15 protein-coding genes and 1 pseudogene are annotated in these 19,154 nt (G+C 62.3%); 8 read left to right on the forward strand and 8 right to left on the reverse strand.

Translation table 11 applies throughout. The features are described 5' to 3' along the window. The first annotated feature begins 26 nt into the window (after positions 1-26). Entirely contained in the window at positions 27-434 is a 408-nt protein-coding gene (locus BM438_RS00925; RefSeq protein WP_093632493.1) for a hypothetical protein, read from the forward strand. Between the two features lie 4 nt (positions 435-438). Here the strand turns inward: BM438_RS00925 and BM438_RS00930 are convergent, their stop codons facing one another. The 8 genes from BM438_RS00930 to BM438_RS00965 all read right to left on the reverse strand — a co-directional run bounded on the left by BM438_RS00930 (position 439) and on the right by BM438_RS00965 (position 12,618). Beyond that, entirely contained in the window at positions 439-1,386 is a 948-nt protein-coding gene (locus BM438_RS00930; RefSeq protein ID WP_093632761.1) for a DUF1571 domain-containing protein, read from the reverse strand. 128 nt (positions 1,387-1,514) lie between these two features. Continuing rightward, positions 1,515-3,320: an AMP-binding protein gene (locus BM438_RS00935; protein ID WP_093632494.1), complete on the reverse strand. Its 1,806-nt coding sequence runs from the start codon at positions 3,318-3,320 to the stop codon at positions 1,515-1,517. 138 nt (positions 3,321-3,458) lie between these two features. Further along, a complete protein-coding gene (locus BM438_RS00940) occupies positions 3,459-4,760 on the reverse strand; it encodes an acetyl-CoA C-acetyltransferase (RefSeq protein ID WP_093632495.1) in 1,302 nt (433 codons plus the stop codon). A 101-nt stretch (positions 4,761-4,861) separates the two neighbouring features. Then, on the reverse strand, positions 4,862-5,782 hold the full coding sequence (locus tag BM438_RS00945; protein WP_093632496.1) for a MaoC family dehydratase: 921 nt from the start codon (positions 5,780-5,782) through the stop codon (positions 4,862-4,864). 2 nt (positions 5,783-5,784) lie between these two features. Further along, positions 5,785-7,197: a 3-oxoacyl-ACP reductase gene (locus BM438_RS00950; protein ID WP_093632497.1), complete on the reverse strand. Its 1,413-nt coding sequence runs from the start codon at positions 7,195-7,197 to the stop codon at positions 5,785-5,787. A gap of 123 nt (positions 7,198-7,320) precedes the next feature. Continuing rightward, positions 7,321-9,819 (reverse strand): acyl-CoA dehydrogenase, encoded by a 2,499-nt coding sequence (locus BM438_RS00955; RefSeq protein ID WP_093632498.1) that lies wholly within the window; start codon positions 9,817-9,819, stop codon positions 7,321-7,323. A 274-nt stretch (positions 9,820-10,093) separates the two neighbouring features. Then, positions 10,094-10,960, reverse strand: coding sequence for a TetR/AcrR family transcriptional regulator (locus tag BM438_RS00960; RefSeq protein ID WP_093632499.1), 867 nt, complete (start codon positions 10,958-10,960; stop codon positions 10,094-10,096). Between the two features lie 437 nt (positions 10,961-11,397). Continuing rightward, positions 11,398-12,618: an MFS transporter gene (locus BM438_RS00965; RefSeq protein ID WP_093632500.1), complete on the reverse strand. Its 1,221-nt coding sequence runs from the start codon at positions 12,616-12,618 to the stop codon at positions 11,398-11,400. Positions 12,619-13,014: 396 nt separating this feature from the next. Between BM438_RS00965 and BM438_RS00970 the strand changes: the two are divergent. From BM438_RS00970 to BM438_RS01000, 7 genes and pseudogenes are all read left to right on the forward strand, one after another. After that, positions 13,015-13,299 (forward strand): annotated as a pseudogene (locus tag BM438_RS00970) (MAPEG family protein); the annotation flags it as partial. A gap of 134 nt (positions 13,300-13,433) precedes the next feature. Further along, a complete protein-coding gene (locus tag BM438_RS00975; protein ID WP_093632501.1) occupies positions 13,434-14,765 on the forward strand; it encodes a chloride channel protein in 1,332 nt (443 codons plus the stop codon). A gap of 467 nt (positions 14,766-15,232) precedes the next feature. After that, positions 15,233-16,276, forward strand: coding sequence for an NAD(P)-dependent alcohol dehydrogenase (locus BM438_RS00980; protein ID WP_093632502.1), 1,044 nt, complete (start codon positions 15,233-15,235; stop codon positions 16,274-16,276). A gap of 31 nt (positions 16,277-16,307) precedes the next feature. After that, a complete protein-coding gene (locus BM438_RS00985; RefSeq protein ID WP_244179206.1) occupies positions 16,308-16,622 on the forward strand; it encodes a hypothetical protein in 315 nt (104 codons plus the stop codon). Continuing rightward, positions 16,619-17,653: a CobW family GTP-binding protein gene (locus BM438_RS00990; RefSeq protein ID WP_093632503.1), complete on the forward strand. Its 1,035-nt coding sequence runs from the start codon at positions 16,619-16,621 to the stop codon at positions 17,651-17,653. The genes BM438_RS00985 and BM438_RS00990 overlap by 4 nt, the downstream gene beginning before the upstream one ends. Continuing rightward, on the forward strand, positions 17,650-18,744 hold the full coding sequence (locus tag BM438_RS00995; RefSeq protein WP_093632504.1) for a WD40 repeat domain-containing protein: 1,095 nt from the start codon (positions 17,650-17,652) through the stop codon (positions 18,742-18,744). The genes BM438_RS00990 and BM438_RS00995 overlap by 4 nt, the downstream gene beginning before the upstream one ends. Positions 18,745-18,785: 41 nt before the next feature. Continuing rightward, positions 18,786-18,989 (forward strand): hypothetical protein, encoded by a 204-nt coding sequence (locus tag BM438_RS01000; RefSeq protein ID WP_093632505.1) that lies wholly within the window; start codon positions 18,786-18,788, stop codon positions 18,987-18,989. The last annotated feature ends 165 nt before the right edge of the window (positions 18,990-19,154 follow it).

Raw genomic sequence — 19,154 nt, forward strand, 5'->3', positions numbered from 1 at the left:
GAGTCAGTGAGTGAGGTGAACAGGAAATGGACCGACGCGCTTTCATGATGACCGGTGCATGGCTCTCGACCGCGGCAGGGGGCGTGTGGCCGTGGCTCGCTGACGCAGCCGCTCGCCACGATACGTTTGCCGTGATCGATTCCACGCTCGCCGGCGGCCCCGCATTCGCCGCCTACGTGGCACACATGAAACTGCCCGTCTTCGAAGCCGGTGACGACATCGGTGCACTCTGGTACACGACACTTGCACTGCGATTCGGGCAGACGTCCGGGCAATCGCCAGCGTCGCTGATCGGCCTCACACGCGTATCCGATTACTTCGTGCTCAGGGAGCTTGCCACCCGCGTGGGCCAACTGGTCGAGCACAGCTACGAGCAGGGCGCGGGGCCCGTCGCGCATGTCGCTTTCGCGCTGACGCCGCGCCTTATCCGCTAGAACCCTAGAACTTATAAGCCTTGTTCTTTGGATCGAAGGTGGAGTCGTCGAACGTTTTCGGCGTGATGCTTTCGAAGACGATCTTCTCGAAGATCTTGCCGTCGTTGTCATAAGACTCGACGGTGCGGAAATACGGATGCCGCAGATCCAGCCCGAGCGTTTCTTTCTTCGCATAGAACTGCGGCTGGCCGTTCGGCGTTTCGAAGGTGAAGGCGACCACGCGCACGCCGTCGATCATTTTCACTTCCACCTGAGTCGAGCGCGGCAAGCCGGCCTCGACGTATTTCTTGCCTTCGGAGAGATACTGGCCAGCAATGTACTCGGTGCCGAGATCGCGCACCTGGTGGTTCGATTGCGCACGGGCGAGCGCACCGGTCAGCGAGGTCCACAGCGGCATCACGTTCATGATGCCGCCGAGGTGACCATACATTTCGTCGGTGCGTTTGGACTCGTCGTAGATGATTTCCTGGCCGGCGTGCGCGCCGTCGGGCAGCCACTTTGCGTAGATTCGCAGCGGATCGTGGGCGATACGCACCAGCATGTGATCGGGCTTGTCGGGCCACTGGCCGTGAATGCGTTCCGAGCGCGACATGGTGAACTCATATGACGGAAAACCGTTTGGCCCTTCCTTGATGTAGCGCGGTAACGCAAGCGGATCGAGCGACTGGAACAGGGCGACCAGTTGCGCGTCGTCGAGTTTTTCCATGGCGCCGCTCTGTTGCGCAGCGCGCAGCCACTTGACTTGCTGATCGAGCGTGAGCTTGCCGACCTGCGAGGAGGGCGTGGTGGGCGCCTTGACGGCGTTAGCGGTGTCGAGAGCGGGCGGCGTGTCGTCGTTCTGCGCGAACGCCGCTGGCGTTGCCAGAGCGGCGACGCTGGCCACCAGCGCGCCGATCAGAAGTCCCCGTAACGAAACCGCACGCCATGAAGCGGCGAGAGACGCACCCAACATGACGGTCTCCGACGAAAAACGGGCGAGGCGCATGAAGGCCGGCGAGCGGCGTGAGCGTGCGGACATGCTGTGCTTCATGAATCTCTCCGAAAGGATGGCGCAAGGCATGGTGCCAGGCGCCTTGCCTGTCAGGCAGGTTTTTGCTTCGCGAGTTCCTCGTCGCGCAGCGCGCGGCGCAGAATCTTGCCGACATTGGTTTGCGGCAGCTCGTCCCGGAATTCGACGAGCTTCGGCACCTTATACCCTGTCAGGTTCTTGCGGCAGTGGGCGATCACCTGGTCCGCGGTCAGCGACGGGTTGCGTTTGACGATGAATACCTTCACGCGCTCGCCTTGCGCCTCATCGGGCACGCCGATTGCGGCGACTTCGCGCACGTCCGGAAGCATCGCGATCACGTCTTCGATTTCGTTCGGATAGACGTTGAAGCCCGACACCAGGATCATGTCTTTCTTCCGGTCGATCAGGCGGATGAAGCCGCGCGAATCCATCACGCCGATGTCGCCGGTAGCGAGCCAGCCGTCATCGTCGATCGCCTTGGCGGTTTCTTCCGGACGGTTCCAGTAGCCTTTCATTACCTGCGGACCCTTCACGCACAGTTCGCCGGCTTCACCGATGTTTGCCCACGACCCGTCGTCTTTCCTGAAACGTACTTGCGTGGACGGCGCGGGCAAACCGATCGAGCCTTCGAAGTCGCGCAGATTGGTCAGGTCCACCGGATTCATCGACACGATCGGCGAGCACTCGGTCAGCCCATAGCCTTCGATGATCGGCTTGCCGGTGACCGCTTTGAAGCGATCGGCGACCGACTTCTGCGTGGCCATGCCGCCGGCCATCGCGAGTTTCAGGTTCGAGAAGTCGCGCTTGCAGAATTCTTCGTTGTCGAGGAACGCGTTGTAGAGCGTGTTCACCGCGGTGATACCGGTAAATTTCTCGTGACGGATGATCATCATCACGCGCTTCATGTCGCGCGGATTGGCGATCAGGATGTTGCGTCCGCCGAGGCCCATGAAGATCAGCGCGTTCACCGTCAGCGAATAGATGTGATAGAGAGGCAGTGGCGTGAGCACCGTTTCGATGTCGCCGCTCAACTGCCCCTCGGACCAGACCTTCGCCTGCAGCAGGTTGGCGATGATGTTCCTGTGCGTGAGCATCGCGCCTTTGGCCACGCCCGTGGTGCCGCCGGTGTATTGCAGGAAGGCGATGTCGTTGTGCGTGGGACGCACGGGCGTCAGCGGCCGCGTGTAACCGATCGAGAGCGCGTCGAGCAACGGCACCGCTTTCGGCAACTTGTATTCCGGCACCATCTTTTTCACATGGCGCAGCATGAAATTGAGTAGACGTCCCTTCAGATTCAGGCCGTCGGCGAGCAGATCGCCGAGACCCGTCACGATGACGTTCTGTATTTTGGTGCCGGGCAGCGCGTCTTCGACGGTCTTCGCGAAGTTCTCGAACACGATGATGGTTTGCGCGCCGCTGTCCTTCAATTGATGGGCGAGTTCACGCACCGTGTAGAGCGGATTCACGTTGACCACCACGCCGCCCGCCTTGAGTACGCCGAACAGCGAGACCGGATACTGGAACGTATTCGGCAGCATGATCGCGACACGTTCGCCGGGCTTCACGCCGATGCTTTGCAGATACGCGGCAAACGCGGCCGCCTTACGGCCGAGCTCGCCGTACGTCATGTTCGCGCCGACGCTCACATACGCAACGCGCTCGCGAAACTTCGCGATGCATTCGTCGAAGAACTGCACGACCGATTCGTACTGGTTGACGTCGATCTCATGCGGGACGTCAGCAGGATAGGACGCGTACCAGATGCCGTCGGTGTTGGGCGCGCGATTCGCTGCCTGACTGGGCGCCGGGTCCGCTGCATTCGCGAGCGGTGTGGATCCGGCGGCGGGCGAGAGCGGGACTTGCGTGGGCTGGGTCATCGGTCGTCTCCTGAAGCAATCGCTTCATCGGTTTGTATGCTGGTCTTGCAGCCAGTCATTGAAGTCATCAAGGCGGCAATCAAAGCGGTCATTGCTGCAGCCTTCGAAATAAGGTATTCGTTGAAACACGCGCGACGCTCAGCGTTCCAGAATCGCCACCACGCCCTGGCCGCCCGCCGCGCAGATCGAAATCAGTCCGCGCGCGGTGCCGGCCGGCTTGTCGAGTTGCGCGAGCATCTTTGCGAGTCCGGCGACGATGCGGCCGCCCGTGGCGGCAAACGGATGGCCGGTGGCGAGCGAGCTGCCATTCACATTCAATTTTGTCCGTTCGATCGCGCCGAGCGGCCCGGGCAGACCGAGTTGCGTGCGGCAATACTCGTCATCCTGCCACGCCGCGAGCGTGCACAACACTTGCGCCGCGAAGGCTTCGTGAATTTCGTATAGGTCGAAGTCCTGCAAGGTGAGGCCGGCACGCGCCAGCATGCGCGGCACGGCGTAGGCGGGCGCCATCAGCAGGCCTTCCTTCTTGTCGAAAAAGTCGACGGCGGCGGTTTCGGACCAGCTCAAATACGCCAGCACCGGCAGGCCATGTTTGGCTGCCCAGTCTTCGCTTGCGAGCAGCACGGCGGAAGCGCCGTCTGTTAGCGGTGTCGAATTGCCGGCGGTCAGCGTGCCCGCGTCGCGATCGAATACCGGCTTCAGACCGGAGAGTTTCTCGAGCGTCAGGTCGGAACGCAGATTGTTGTCGCGCGCAAGGCCACGATACGGTGTCATCAGATCGTTGACGAAGCCGCGCGCGTACGCATCGGTGAGCTTGCGATGACTCTCGTAAGCGAGCACGTCCTGCGCTTCGCGCGAGACGTTCCAGCGCTTGGCCATCAGCTCGCAATGTTCGCCCATCGAAAGCCCTGTGCGCGGCTCGCCGTTGCGCGGCAAAAGCGGTTTGAAGAACATGCCCGGCCGCAGTTTGGCGAGCGCACCGACACGTTGGCCGGTGCTCTTGCCGCGATTCGCTTCGAGCAGGATCTTGCGCATGCGCTCGTTGACGCCGATCGGTGCATCGGAGGTCGTATCGACGCCGCCCGCGATGCCCACTTCGATCTGCCCGAGCGCGATCTTGTTGGCGACGAGAATGGCCGCTTCCAGCCCGGTGCCGCAGGCCTGCTGCACGTCGTAGGCAGGCGTTTCCTTGGCGAGCGTGGTGGACAGCACGGATTCACGCGTCAGGTTGAAGTCGCGCGAATGCTTGATGACGGCGCCTGCCGCCACTTCGCCAAGACGTTCACCGTGCAGGTTGTAACGGTCGATCAGGCCTTGCAGCGTGAAGGTCAGCATGTCCTGGTTCGACGCGGTCGCGTAAGCGGTGTTCGAGCGGGCAAACGGAATCCGGTTGCCGCCGATAATGGCGACGCGGCGCACGGCGGGCAGCGGGTTTGACATGCTTGGCTCCTTTGGGTCGTTCCCTGGTTATTGAACGGTGCGAATGAGACGAATGGCGAGTCCCGTACTGTGACGAAAACATGCGCATACCAGTGCGTGCGTCATAGCAACTTCCACTGCATGCGGCCGCGCAAATGCGGTTTTTCTCCGGCAATGTCGCGTACTTCGATGTCGCGCTCGATCAGCGAGGGCGATGCGCTCCACAACGACGCCTCGCCCGGCAGCAGCATCGGCAATTTGAATTCGGCACTCAACGTAGCCTCGGCGAGCGGTTTCGGCGGTTGCAGCGCGGCGGCGGCGCGCGCCAGCGTCCACATGCCATGCGCAATCGCACGCGGGAAGCCGAACGCCTTCGCGGATAGCGCGGCGAGGTGAATCGGGTTGTAGTCGCCGGACACGCGCGCATAGTCGCGGCCCAGTTGCGGCGGCAGTTGCCAGCGCGAGATGCGCTCAAGCGTATCGGGTCCGAGCTCCAGCGGATCGAGCGGACTGCCGCTCGCCGGCACGCCGCGTTTCAGATAGACGCTGTCGCCATCCCAAACCGCTTCGCCGCGACGGTACATGCGGGTATGCAGCACGAACGCCTGACCCTTGTCATGACGCAGCAGCGCGCCGAATTCCACCTCGACGCGCAACATGTCCTTATAAGTGAGCGGACGGCGCAGCCGCACATGGTTTGCCAGATGCACGAGGCCGAGCGCCGGCCAGGGAAACGCCGGGTCGGTCAGCATCAGCAGATGCAGCGGGAAGGCCAGCAGATGCGGATACGTGAGCGGCACGCCGTGCTCGGGGATGAAGCCGCAGACCCGCGAATAACGCCAGATCGGTCCGGGGTCGAGGGCGACCGCGGGACGTACGAGGCGCAACGCTGGCAGTTGCGTGTCGCGGCCGCGTTTGACGATGCCGGACAACGCACGGCCATACAGCTTCGCCGGCGCGGGCAATTGCTCGATGACGACGGTCTTCGGACGGGCCGCGCCCGCTGCGTGACCACCCCGGAACGGATCACCCGGTTCACCCATGCTCATGCTCCAATCAGGCTTTGTCCGCACACACGCACGATCTGGCCGCTTACGCCCGCCGATCCCGGATGCGCGAGCCAGGCGATGGTCTGCGCGACATCCACCGGCTGGCCGCCCTGGCTCATCGAGTTCATCCGGCGGCCGGCTTCGCGGATGGTCAACGGAATCTTCGCGGTCATCTGCGTTTCGATAAAGCCGGGCGCCACCGCGTTGATCGTGATGCCGCGTGCGCGCAGATGCGGCGCCATGCTTTGCACGCGGCCGATCACGCCGGCTTTCGACGCGGCGTAATTGGTCTGGCCGAGATTGCCGGCAATGCCGCTAATTGACGACACGCCGATGATGCGGCCACCGTCGCGCAGAATGCCTGCCGCGAGCAGGGCGTCATCGATTCGCTCCTGCGCGGACAGGTTGATGTCGATTACGCTTTGCCAGGCGGCGTCGGTCATCTTCGCGATGGTTTTGTCTTTCGTGATGCCCGCGTTGTGCACGACGATATCCACCCCCTGTTCGTCGAGCGCCGCCGCTATCTGCGCGGGCGCTTCGGGCGCGGCGATGTCGAAGGCGAGGGCGGTGCCGTTCAACTGGCGCATGGTCGAGTCGAGTGCCTCGCGTGCCGACGGAATGTCGATGCCGATCACATGCGCGCCTTCCGCGGCGAGCACGCTCGCAATCGATGCGCCGATGCCGCGCGACGCACCGGTCACGACAGCACGCCGGCCCGCGAGCGGCTGATTCCAGTCGAACGCCGGCAAGGCATCGGCGCCGGCGCGAACGCCGATGCGCACCACCTGGCCCGACACATACGCGGAACGCGGTGATAGAAAGAAGCGCAACGTCGCTTCGATACCGTTCTCGGCGCCTTGCTCCACGTAGACCAGATTTGCGGTAATGCCGCGCCGCGCCTCCTTACCTAGCGAACGCGTGAGGCCTTCGAGCGCGCGCTGCGCGGTCCATTGGCGCGGCGTTGCGCAAGCTTCCGGCGGCCGCCCCAGCACAACGATGCGGCCGCACTTGCCGAGCGAGCGCAACGTGTCGTGGAAAAATCCGTGCAGCGGTTCGAGCTGGCTGCTGTCTTCGATGCCGCTCGCATCGAACAGCAGGGCGGTGAGCTTGCCGTGCGATCCGGACTCCGCCGGTTCGAAACGGCCCGTCATCAGACCATGGCGATTCGCGAGCGGCACCCATAGCCCCGCGCTTTCATGCGCCACGCTGGTCATGCCGACGCTCGCCACGAGATTCGCGAGTGCGTCGAGCAGATGCGGTTCGCGGCCCGCGCCGATCGCGATCAGTCCGTCGAACTCGGGACGGTCGGCACGATAGCGGCGCAGCACCTCGGGCTTCGGTAAACCTAAGGAGCGCGCGAGGCGCGCGCCGAATGGCGAATTGACGAAGTTCAGGTAAGAGTCGTTCATATTATTGGTTGCTCCGCTGGCCACGCTCCGAAGGAAGTCCCATCGCGGACTTCAAACGTGTGTCAGTGTGCACCCAGTTTGGGGCATCTGGGGGTGCCCCGCCTGGATGTTTTTTCAAGGTGCTCAGGCCGCGAGTTCCAGCGCTTTTTCGAGCGCGTCCTTGCGCTTTTGCAAATTGGCGAGCATGTCGAAGTCGGCCGGGAAGTCGTCGACCTTCACGACTTGCGCGCCATACCGCGCATAGTCCTCGAGCACGCGGCGATCGTCGGCGTCGATCAGGCCTTTCTGTTGCGCCGTCTCGGTCCACGCGGCCAGTTGCGGCAGGCTCTGCGGCATCGGTTCGAGCAGGCCTTGTTTGACCGCGTCGCGCAGTTTCTGGTCGATCTCCGTGAAGCGCGGGTTCAGCTCGAATACGAGCTCGCCGTAGCCGAGCGCGTCGACATCCGGATGCGGCACGTACGAGTCGGACACGAGGCGGTTGCGTGCCGCGCCCGGCGTTTGCATCAGTTCCGCGATCTCGGTGCCGAGGCGATCGGACGGCTCACGATGCGGCAGTCCGAACGGAAACGCCAGCACGCGCACGAGACCCGCGGCGAGGCGGTTCGGGTAGTTCGCGAGTATGCCGTCGAGCGCATGCTGTGCCTTGTACAGCGAATCTTCGACACCCCAGCGCACCAGCGGCAAATCTTCCTCCTGACGGCCTTCGTCTTCGAAACGTTTGAGCGTTGCGGAGATCAGGTAGAGCTGCGAAAGCACATCGCCGAGGCGCCCGGAGATGCGTTCGCGCCGTTTCAGGTCGCCGCCGAGCACGAACATGGAGACATCGGCGAGCAACGCGAATGCAGTGGAGATGCGAGTGGCCGCGCGATAGTACGACAGCAGCGGGGCGTACGCCGTGCGCGGTTTGGTGATGAAGGCGCCGCCCGTGACGCCATAAACGAAACTGCGCACCACATTGGAGAGCGTGAAGCTCACGTGGCCGAAGAAGGCCGCATCGAAATCGCGCAGCGCCTTGCTGCGATCGGTTTCACGCGTGGCCTCCATTTCCTTCAGCACATACGGATGACAGCGAATCGCTCCCTGGCCGAAGATGATCAGGCAACGGGTGAGAATGTTCGCGCCTTCTACGGTGATCGCAATCGGCACCTGCTGATACGCGCGCGCGAGGAAGTTCGACGGTCCCATGCAGATGCCCTTGCCGGCGGCGACGTCCATGCCGTCGTTGATGACCATGCGGGCGCGTTCGGTGATGTGATACTTCGCGATCGCCGAAATCACTGAGGGTTTTTCGCCGAGGTCCACCGCATGCGCCGACAGGCGGCGCGCGGCGTCCATCACGTAGAGATTGCCGCCCATGCGGCCGAGCGCTTCCTGCACGCCCTCGAACTTGCCGACGGGCGTGCGGAACTGGCGGCGAATCGCGGCATAGGCGCCGGTGCCGCGCACGGCGATCTTCGCCATGCCCACATTCGACGACGGCAGCGAAATCGCGCGGCCCGCGGCGAGACACTCCATCAGCATGCGCCAGCCGTTGCCGACTTGCGCGCGGCCGCCGATCACCCAGTCGAGCGGAATGAAGACGTCCTTGCCCGAGTTCGGACCGTTCTGGAAAACGGCATTAAGCGGCCAGTGGCGGCGGCCGATGTTGACGCCCGGATGGTCGGTCGGAATCAGCGCGCAGGTGATGCCGGGCTCTTCTTCCGAGCCGAGCAGATGGTCCGGATCGAGCGCGCGGAACGCGAGGCCGAGCACGGTCGCGATCGGTCCGAGCGTGATGTAGCGCTTGTCCCACGTGACGCGAAAACCCAGCGTTTCGCGACCTTCGAACGTACCCTTGCAGACGATGCCGACATCGGGAATCGCCGCGGCATCGGAACCCGCGTAAGGGCTCGTCAACGCGAAGCAGGGGATATCGTCGCCGCGAGCGAGGCGCGGCAGATAGTGGTTCTTCTGCTCTTCGGTGCCGTAGTGCATCAGCAACTCAGCCGGGCCGAGCGAGTTCGGCACCATCACCGAAACGGCGGCGGCCGAGCAACGCGTGGAGAGCTTCATGATGACCTGCGAATGCGCGTAGGCGGAGAACTGCTTGCCGCCGTACTGCTTCGGAATGATCATGCCCAGAAAGCCGCGCTCCTTGATGTACTGCCAGGTTTCCGGCGACAGGTCCTGCCACACCATGCTGGTTTCCCAGTCGTTCGCGAGATCGCAGAGTTGCTCGCATTCGACATCGAGAAACGCTTGTTCTTCGGCGGAGAGCGTGGCTGGCCCGTAGCCGAGCAGCGTGTCCCAATGCGGGCGTCCGGAGAACAGTTGGGCGTCCCACCAGACGGTGCCGGCTTCGATGGCGTCACGCTCGGTCGGCGACATCTCCGGCAGGATCTTGCGGAAAATGTCGAGCACGGGTTTCGTGAGCCCCGTACGGCGCAGCGGTTTGATCGTAAGGACGAGGGCGGGGAGGACGAAGACGATCGCGAGCAAGGTTGTCGCCACCGGCCCCGCTGCTCCGCTGACATGCGCGGCAGCCACCCAGACGATCATGAAGGCAAGCCACCATGAGGCGCGCGCCTGAATGTAGACGAGCGCGAGAGCGGCAATGACTAACACTAGGATGAACCACGGCATGACGTTTCCTCCTGTTTCGATGGTGCGTGCGGACGCATCCACGGGTCGCGGACGGCTCGCGTTCTATTGATCTTCTACTGGCGATGTTGCTGCTACGTCGCGTGCTCAGGACGCTTTTGCGTTGCGCCCCTGCTGCGTTTTTCGTGTCGTTTTTTCAATTCGACAGTGTGACGTTGTTTAGGTGCGGGACTTAGACGTGCTGCTCGGATATGCGGTATTCATTCATGTTTTTGCACGCGGACGGCCCATCGCGGCGCCGCCCGCGTCGTTCGGTTCAAGCCGTGCCGTGCAACGCGGGCTGGAACGAACTCGCCTCCACGCTGCCACCGCGATGCTCACCGTCCGAGACTGCTGGTGCCGACGATTCAAACCCGCACGACGCCTGCTGCGTACGTGCAGCAGGATTCGCGCCTTCCGTCAGACCTTCGGCGCCTCCTTCCGTGGCGTCGCCCAGCACGGCTGCGAACGTGGCCAGTTGCGAGCCGTCGGGCAGAGGCGCTTTCAACGCGGCGACCATGAGCGAAGCAAGACGTGCGATCAGTTGCAGGTCGTTCATCGACTTGCCCTGCGAGAACTCCGAGATCAGGCTGTCGGTATCGGTGCCGGCCAGCACCCCGGACAGCGCGCCGATTGCGAAGTGCAGACGCCAGCCGAGTTCTTCACGCGGCAGATGCGGCAGCGCACGCTGGAACGCATCGAAAAAGCGTATCGCCACGGATTCGTAGTGCGCATTCAGAAAGTCGCGAATGAACGACGATGGATCCGTGTAGGCGCGCCCCAGCAAACGCAGAAACGCCTTGCCACCGACGCGCGGATCGCGCGACAGCCGCAGCGCCGGAATGAACATGGCGCCAAGCACGTGCTCGCAGGTCAGACGCGCGCCGAGCATCTGGTCGAAGCGATCGAGCAGCTTGAGCCGCTCCTGGTTGAGCCGGTCGAGCCGGCGCGACAGCATCGAGTGAATCAGCGATTCCTTACTGCCGAAGTGGTAGTTGACTGCCGCGAGATTCACTTCGGCCCGCGAAGTAATCTGGCGCAGGGACATGGCCTCATAGCCGCATTCGATGAAAAGTGTTTCGGCGGCGTCGAGGATGCGGGACTTCGTGTCGCCGGCATGCCGGCCTGTTGTGCGAACTGCCATTTTGCGTCTCCCAGTTGCCGGGCATCCGGCCCGCAAACAAGCGATTCAAATGACTATTTGAAACAGCCGTTTTTTTCAGGATAAAGAAGGATCGGGACTGCGATCAAGGGCTCGGTGTGGACTAACTCCTCTAGAAGACCTGACGAAGGTCCGTTTTTCCAATGTGCGCGGGCCCGTCAAACCGCGCGGAAATAAAAAAGGCCGTTCCGATCGAAATCGGAACGGCCTCGTATTGCTTGCTACCTGTGTTTGGCCTTGCGTTTGTTTTCTGGCGCCGGGTTCGCGTGATCCTGCTTTGCGTTTACCCGGCGCCTGCAGTGCTGCTTATGCTGCTTTATGACGGTTCGAGCCGTCTTTGTCGCTATTGTGCCCGATAACGCGCCGGCGAAATAGCTGTTTAGTTCGAACGCTTAAAGCTGTGCCGCGAGGCGGCTTCCCTAGGTGCTCGCCGCGACCTCTTTCGCCGATTGTGTCATGTCGATGCCGCGGCGCTCGCGGCTGAACGGAATCAGCGCGGCGATCACCACCGCCACGATACCGATCACAATGGCCATGATCAGCGCGTAGTTGTTGCCGTGCGCTTCGGCGGCGCTCGCCTGCAGCGGGCCGTTCACCGACGCGATCAGATTGCCGAGCTGGTACACGAGACCCGGGAACGTCGCGCGAATTTCATCGGGCGAGATTTCGTTCAGGTGCACTGGAATCACGCCCCATGCGCCTTGTACGGAGATCTGCATCAGGAACGCGCCGGCTGCGAGCAGCACAGGCGTGGTGGAGAAGGCCCACAGCGGCAACACCGGCAACGCGATCAGGGCGGCGATGAAGATTGCGCGCTTGCGGCCGATCTTCTCCGAGAACCAGCCAAAGAACAGGCCGCCGCAAATCGCGCCGATGTTCAGCGTGATCGTGATCCACGACACCGTGTGCGCGTCGAATCCATGCTGCACGCGCAGGAAGGTCGGATACAGATCCTGTGAACCGTGCGAGAAGAAGTTGAACGCGGTCATCAGCACGATCGCATAGAGCGACAGGCCGATGTTCTGCTTCAACGTGGCGACGAGACCCGGGCGCACTTTCTTCTCGAGCGTCTTGAAGGCCGGCGACTCCGGCACGTGTGCTCGCACGTACAGCACGAGCAACGCCGGCAGCACGCCGACGAAGAACATGCCGCGCCAGCCGATGTATTGATAGAAGACGCCGAACACGACGGAAGCGAGCAGGTAGCCGCTCGGATAGCCGGCCTGCAGCAGACCCGAGACGATGCCGCGCGACTTGGGCGGCACGGTTTCCATCGTCAGTGCGCCACCCACGCCCCATTCGCCGCCCATCGCGATACCGAACAAGGCGCGCAGCACGAGCAGGGTGGTCAGGTTAGGCGAGAAGCCGGACAGCAATTCCAGCAGGGAGAAGCACGCGATGTTGACCATCAGCGTCGGACGGCGACCGTACTTGTCAGCGAGCCAGCCGAAAATCAATGCGCCGACCGGACGCATTATCAGGGTCAGCATAATGCCGAAGGCAACCGTCGGGATTTTTGTATTGAATTCCGCCGCGATATCTTTCAATACGAACACCATTAGAAAGAAATCGAATGCGTCGAGAGTCCAGCCCAGATAGGCGGCGATCGTGACGTTTCTCTGTTCCCGTGTCCAGCTCATTGATTGTTCTCCTGAGTCTCCAATAACCCGTGTTTGACGACGGGTGGCTCTGCAGCCCCGTGCGACCCGTAGCGCGGGCTTCGAGCGAGTGTACGCCGAGCGTTAAACGCTTGCATGGTAGATGCCGCGTTTATCCGTATTAATCCCTGGAGCGAATTCCGGTGCGAATCTCAACGCATGGCGAATGTTGGCTTAATGTAATTATTGTATTAATCACGTTTGATGAATTGTTTGTTATTTGTAATGTATTTTTGGCGCTTTTCTTCGCGTTTACGAGCCGGGTAAACCGGTCAATCTGACTGCCTCGTTTCGAGCGTCTGTAGAGGCGGCGCTCGCGGGATTCAGGTTGGCGACAGCGGATTCTGGCGGGTATAACAGCGGCTCGCGGCATTCGCGCCGCGCACCTATCTCGCGGGCCTCCAAGGCTGGCGTGCGCGTGCTCACGCTGCGCATCAGAACGCGTGGGAAGCATTGGCGATGTTCACCGCAGCGATCGTCGTCGCAGGGCAGGCAGGCGGGTCGGGTTCGAGCCCGTGGATCAACTGGCTGGCGATTACGTTTGTCGTCGCGCGCGTGCTGCACGGGGTTTTGTATGTGGCGAATCTGGCGCCGCTTCGCTCGCTGGTGTGGTTCGTCGGCGTCGCTTGTGTGGTGTCGATGTTTTTCGTGTCGATGAACTGAGGGCACACGAGGATGTGGGTGCGTTTGACCTATGCGCATGACGCATCAGTCGAGTAGAAAAAGCAATTTGATTCATGTTGCGACGCGGAATAAGATGATCGCTATCCCATTAATTCCGCCTCTGTCGACGCATCATGTCAGCCAAATCAATCACTTCGGAGTCACGGCGCCGCGCGCGCAATCCACTTGCTGCACTGGCCGTCGTCACGTTGCTGACGGGGATCGGGGCCGGTTTCGGCGGCATGTTGCTCGCCTTGCTGCTGCACGGTATTCAGCACCTCGCATACGGCTACAGCGTGACGCACGCAATCAGCAGCGAGAGTTTCCTGGAAGGTGTCACCGATGCATCGCCTGAGCGGCGTGTACTCGTCCTGATGATGTGCGGACTGGTGGCCGGGTTCGGCTGGTGGTTGCTGTATCGCTTCGGGCGGCCGCTCGTGAGCATTCGCCAGGCCGTCAAATCCGACGATCCACGTATGCCTGTGTTGAGCACCACCGTGCATGCGTTGCTGCAGATCGTGACGGTGGCGCTCGGCTCGCCGCTCGGACGCGAAGTCGCGCCGCGCGAGATCGGTTCGGCGCTGGCCGGCTGGCTTTCCCACCGCGCGGGCTTATCGGTCGAGCAGAGCCGGATCATGGTTGCGTGCGGTGCGGGCGCGGGTCTGGCCGCTGTGTACAACGTGCCGCTCGGCGGCGCGGTGTTCGTGCTCGAGGTGCTGTTGGGCACGTTTGGCTGGAAAGCTGTGGTGCCTGCTGCGGTGACATCGGCCGTCGCGGCGCTGGTCGCGCAATTCGGTCTGGGCAACGAGCATCAGTATCTCGTGCCGTCGTTGACGGTGAGTACCTCGCTCGTCGTCTGGTCCGTCGTGTGCGGTCCGATTTTCGGTGCTGCGGCGTGGGGCTTTACGGAACTCACGAAACGCGCGCGCGCAGAGGCGCCCAAGGATTGGCGTTTGCCCGTGTTGTCGTTGTTGAACTTCGCCATCATCGGCGTGCTGGCGATGCACTTTCCGCAGTTGCTCGGCAATGGCAAAGGGCCTGCGGGACTGGCGTTCGATGGCAACCTGACGATGGCGCTCGCGGCGATGCTGCTGGTGCTGAAGGTGGTGATCACAGCGAGTAGTTTGCGTGCGGGTGCCGAAGGCGGCTTGTTGACGCCTGGGCTTGCGAATGGCGCGTTGTTGGCGATCGTGCTCGGTGGCGCGTGGAGTCTGTTCTGGCCGGGCGCTTCTTCAGGCGCGTTTGCCGTTGTCGGCGCGACGGCGTTTCTGGCTGCTTCGATGCAGATGCCGATTACGGCGGTGGTGCTCGTTTTTGAATTTACCCGTGTGAGCCAAGACTTTTTGATTCCGGTTCTGTTTGCCGTCGGCGGCGCTGCGTTGAGTTTTCAGGCATGCGTGAAGTGGGCGCCGGCGCTGCAGTTCGGTTCTGGTTTCAATTGGGGTGGTGCGGGCAAAGCGCGGTAGGATTTTTTGCCTTTGCCGGACAGCATCAGCACTCCGAAAGTTGAACGCCGACGTCAAGTCGCTGCAGACCGAGCGCCGCTACTCACTGATGTTCGGACACTGAGTTGGATTTCGACGAATTCATGACGAGCGGCTGGTGGCTGAACATACTCGCCGCGCTATGCCTCGAAAAATCGCACACTTCATCAAAAGCGATATGTCCCATTTTGAAACAGACCCGGCAGTCTGTCTCTAACCATATGTCCGATTTTGCGACAGCACGGGCCGGCCACGACTGGCGTTGAGTTCCGTGCGTATCAATCGCGCCTTGTCCATCGTGTAGACCGCGCCCACGCCTGGTGAATTCAGGATCATTGGCATAGGGCTTGCTCAGAAAGCTACAAAAAAGTCGCAAGCGTCCGAGGCGAGTCTTGCAGTGGCCGGCCACCTGCTCGAACTCGAAACACAACGATTGGAGGAGGCGAAACGTGAAAGCCGCAGTGCTGCATCAGTACGACGAGTCATTGTCCCGCGACGAATTCGTGCGCTACGAAGAATTCGCGGATCCGAAAATCGAACGCCCCACCGACGTGATCGTCCGTATCGGAGGCGCCGGTGTCTGCCGCACCGATCTTCATGTTGTTGAAGGCATATGGCGCAGCAAGGTCGACGTGGCTTTGCCCTACATCATGGGCCACGAGAATGCCGGCTGGGTCGAAGCGGTCGGACGCGGCGTCGAAAGCGTGAAGGTGGGTGATCCTGTGATCTGCCATCCGCTGGTGACAAGCGGCCATTGTCTTGCATGCCGCCGTGGCGACGATATGCACGCGACCGACAGCCGGTTTCCCGGCATCAACGCGAATGGCGGCTATGCCCAGTACCTGCTGACCGGCGAACGCTCGCTGATTCAGCTACCGAAGTCGCTCGCGCCCAAAGACGTCGCACCTTATACCGACGCCGGACTCACGGCGTATCGCGCTGCAAAGAAGGCGTCGCGCCACCTGCTTCCCGGCCAGTTTGCGGTCGTGATCGGCGCGGGCGGCCTGGGTCACATCGGCATTCAGGTATTGAACGCCCTATGCGCGGCGGAAATCATCGTGGTCGATCGGTCCGAGACCGCGCTGCAGCTTGCGAAGGAATGCGGCGCGCACCATACCGTCAAGGGCGATGGAAACGAAGTCGAGAGCGTGCTTGAGTTGACTGGCGGCAACGGCGCGGAGGCAGTCATCGATTTTGTCGGCGAAGGCGATGCGATTGCCAAGGGACTCGCCATGACGCGCAACGCCGGGTTCTATTACATCGTCGGCTATGGCGGGAAGATCGAGTTGCCGACCATCGACATGATCACCAGCGAGAAAACGATTGTCGGCAATCTGGTCGGCACCTATCCCGAGCTGGTCGAATTGATGGCGCTCGCCGACCGTGGACTGGTTCATCTGGCGACCCGGGAATACCGCTTGAGCGACGCGAACCAGGCGCTCAAAGACTTGCACCACGGCAAGATCAAGGGCCGTGCGGTGCTGATTCCGTAGCGGATCGGCTTCGGCCTGAAGGGAGAACACCGTGGCGCAGCAAGACGCAATGCGGCTCTTTGAGCGCATGCGACTGGTCATCGCACTGACTGAGGTTAACTCCCACCACTTGCGCGGCGAGAGCCGGCGCGCGGGCGCCGAGATCGAGTTGGCGTGCGCGCTGGCATGTGAGAAGCGCGACGGCGTCTCGCCCGATGGCACGCGGAACATCGCGCAATTGCGTGAACGGCTGAGTGACGCCGAACGCGCGTTGCAGGCGATCGAATCCGAGCGCATCCGGCTCGAAGACGAGTTGGTCAATCTCGACGCGATGCTTCCGGGCGCGAACCGGGGAGGCTGGCAATGAATCGAATCCCGGTCACTGTTCTCACCGGTTTTCTCGGCGCGGGTAAGACGACACTGCTTAATCGCATTCTGCGTGAGCAGCATGGCCGGCGCTATGCGGTGATCGTCAATGAATTCGGCGCAATCGGTATCGACGGCGATCTCGTCGTGGGCGCTGAAGACGAAGTCGTCGAGCTGAATAACGGCTGTATCTGCTGCAAGGTGCGGGGCGACCTGATTCGCGTGGTGTCTGGACTCGTCAGACGCAAGGGCGGTTTCGATGGAATCCTGATCGAAACATCCGGTTTGGCGGACCCCGCACCCGTGGTACAGACTTTCTTTATCGACGATCTCATCCGGCAGCACACGCGCCTCGACAGCGTGATTTGCGTCGCCGATGCCTGCCACCTGCAAGCGCGCCTCTCCGACAGTCGCGAGGCGGCGGAGCAACTCGCACAAGCGGACATCGTGTTGCTCAACAAGACCGATCTGGTCGACATGGCCGGGCTCGCGGCGATACAGGAGGAAATCCGGCGCATCAACCCGGCCGCGGAACTGCTGCCCAGTGTCAGATGTGCGGTGCCACTCGCTACGCTGCTCGATCGCGGCGCGTTCGATCTCAAGCGTATGCGTCTCGCCCCGTCGCAAGAGGAGGGTAGCGCGTTGCCGCGTGGCGACCGCAGCTATCGCTATGTTCCCCTCGACTCTCGCGCTGATTCTCGCGCTTCCATGCATCGCGGACGGCACAGTCACGACATAGACAGCGTGTCGTTGCGCGTCGACAAGCCGCTCGAGCGCACCCGCTTCCTCTCCTGGCTGCAGCAACTGGTGGTTGAGCAAGGCCAGGATCTGCTGCGGGCGAAAGGCATCGTCGACCTGGCCGGATCGGAGGGCCGCTTCGTCTTCCAGGGCGTACACATGACGATGGACACGGACTTCGACCGACCCTGGCGAGTGGACGAACATCGGGATAGCCGGCTGGTGTTCATCGGGCGCAATCTCGATCGGCGCGGCTTGCGCGAGAGCATTCGACACTGTGAGATCGACTCATGAATGCGCCCCCACCGCTGATCGAGTTGCTCGGCGCGCGTTGGGTGGCGGAGGCGCCCGTTGTTGCGGCCGTCTGGGACGTCACCGGGCTATACGCCGGCTTCGCGCTGGGTGACGGCACGCTGGCGCTCGCAACCGGCACATGGGAAGGCGGGCCGCGGCTCACGCCGCGCGAGAGCGGCGGTGTCGAGTTCGTGCAGGCGCAAGCGCCGCCCACGCCACTGGCGTGCTTTAGCGTCCACGAGGGTACCTGCGTTGGGCTGGCCGCCGACCCTGCAGGAGGATTTCTCAGCGGCGGTGACGACGGTCGCCTCGTTCACCTGAACGTCGATGGCGCCAGCGAAGTCCTGGCGGACCTGGCCGGCGAGTGGATCGACCTGGTCGCCGCGAGTCCTGCAGGCGGCCGTGCGTATGCAAGCGGCCGCCGGGTTCACTTGCTGGGGACGAAGCCCGGCAGCCTGACGTTGCCCGGTTCGGCGACTGCCCTCGCTTTCGACCCTGTCGGCACGCAATTGGCGATCTCGCATCAAGGCGGAGTCACCTTATGGTCCGCTGACACCCTTGACCAACGCCATCTGGCGTGGCCCGGTTATCACCGCACCGTCGCGTGGAGCCCTGACGGCCGCTATCTGGTGAGCGGTATGGAAGAAAACGCGCTGCACGGCTGGCGGCTCTCCGACGGTGGCGACATCGAAATGGGCGGGTACCCGGGACAACCTCGATCGCTATCTTTTTCCGCGGACAGCCGGTTTCTTGCAACGAGCGGTGGTCTGCGGCCCGTCTGCTGGCGCTTCGATCCGCCCGGCGGCGATGACCAGCCGCACGAATGCGGCGTGGCCGGCAAGACGCCGGTCAGCCAGGTCGCCTGCCATCCCACGCATCCGCTGATCGCGGTGGGTTACCACAGCGGCGCGGTGCTGCTGTGCCAGCCGGGCAGCGGCGATGTTCTGGTCGTCAAGCATTCCGGCAGCAGTCCGGTCAGCACTGTTGCATGGTCTCCTGACGGCGCACGCTTAGCGTTGGGCACGGAGGCTGGCGAGCTTGCGTTCGTGTTCTTGCCGGACCTGCTGTTCCGCTTCAGAAGTCCGGGATGAGCCTGTAACGAGATTCATCACATGCGAGGAAGGAGGCAGCTATGAATGAGCAATACCCGTCCAAGGACCAGTTCTTCGAGCGCTTAGGTTCGCTCGCAGACGCAATGATCGCGGCCTATGGCAAAGATTTCGCCATGGGCGCGATGATCCTCGCCGCGCGCTTTGTCGCCGAGGGCAAGCCGCCTGCTAATAACTCTCCCAGCGTGATCTATAAGGGCGAAAGTCACGGGGGGATTGGCCTGTAGTAGCGGTTCGCATCTGAATTTTTGCGGTTCCTCATGCCGTCATTCAAGAAGTTAGATCAGTACACCAGATTATTTAATCGGCAGGGGATATGTCCCAATATCGGACAGGTCCATCAAACGCGAATGTCGCATAACACAACAGAACACTTGCGCTGATGGCTTCAC

Source organism: Paraburkholderia aspalathi, from assembly GCF_900116445.1.
In the GTDB taxonomy this organism is placed as follows: Bacteria; Pseudomonadota; Gammaproteobacteria; order Burkholderiales; family Burkholderiaceae; genus Paraburkholderia; species Paraburkholderia aspalathi.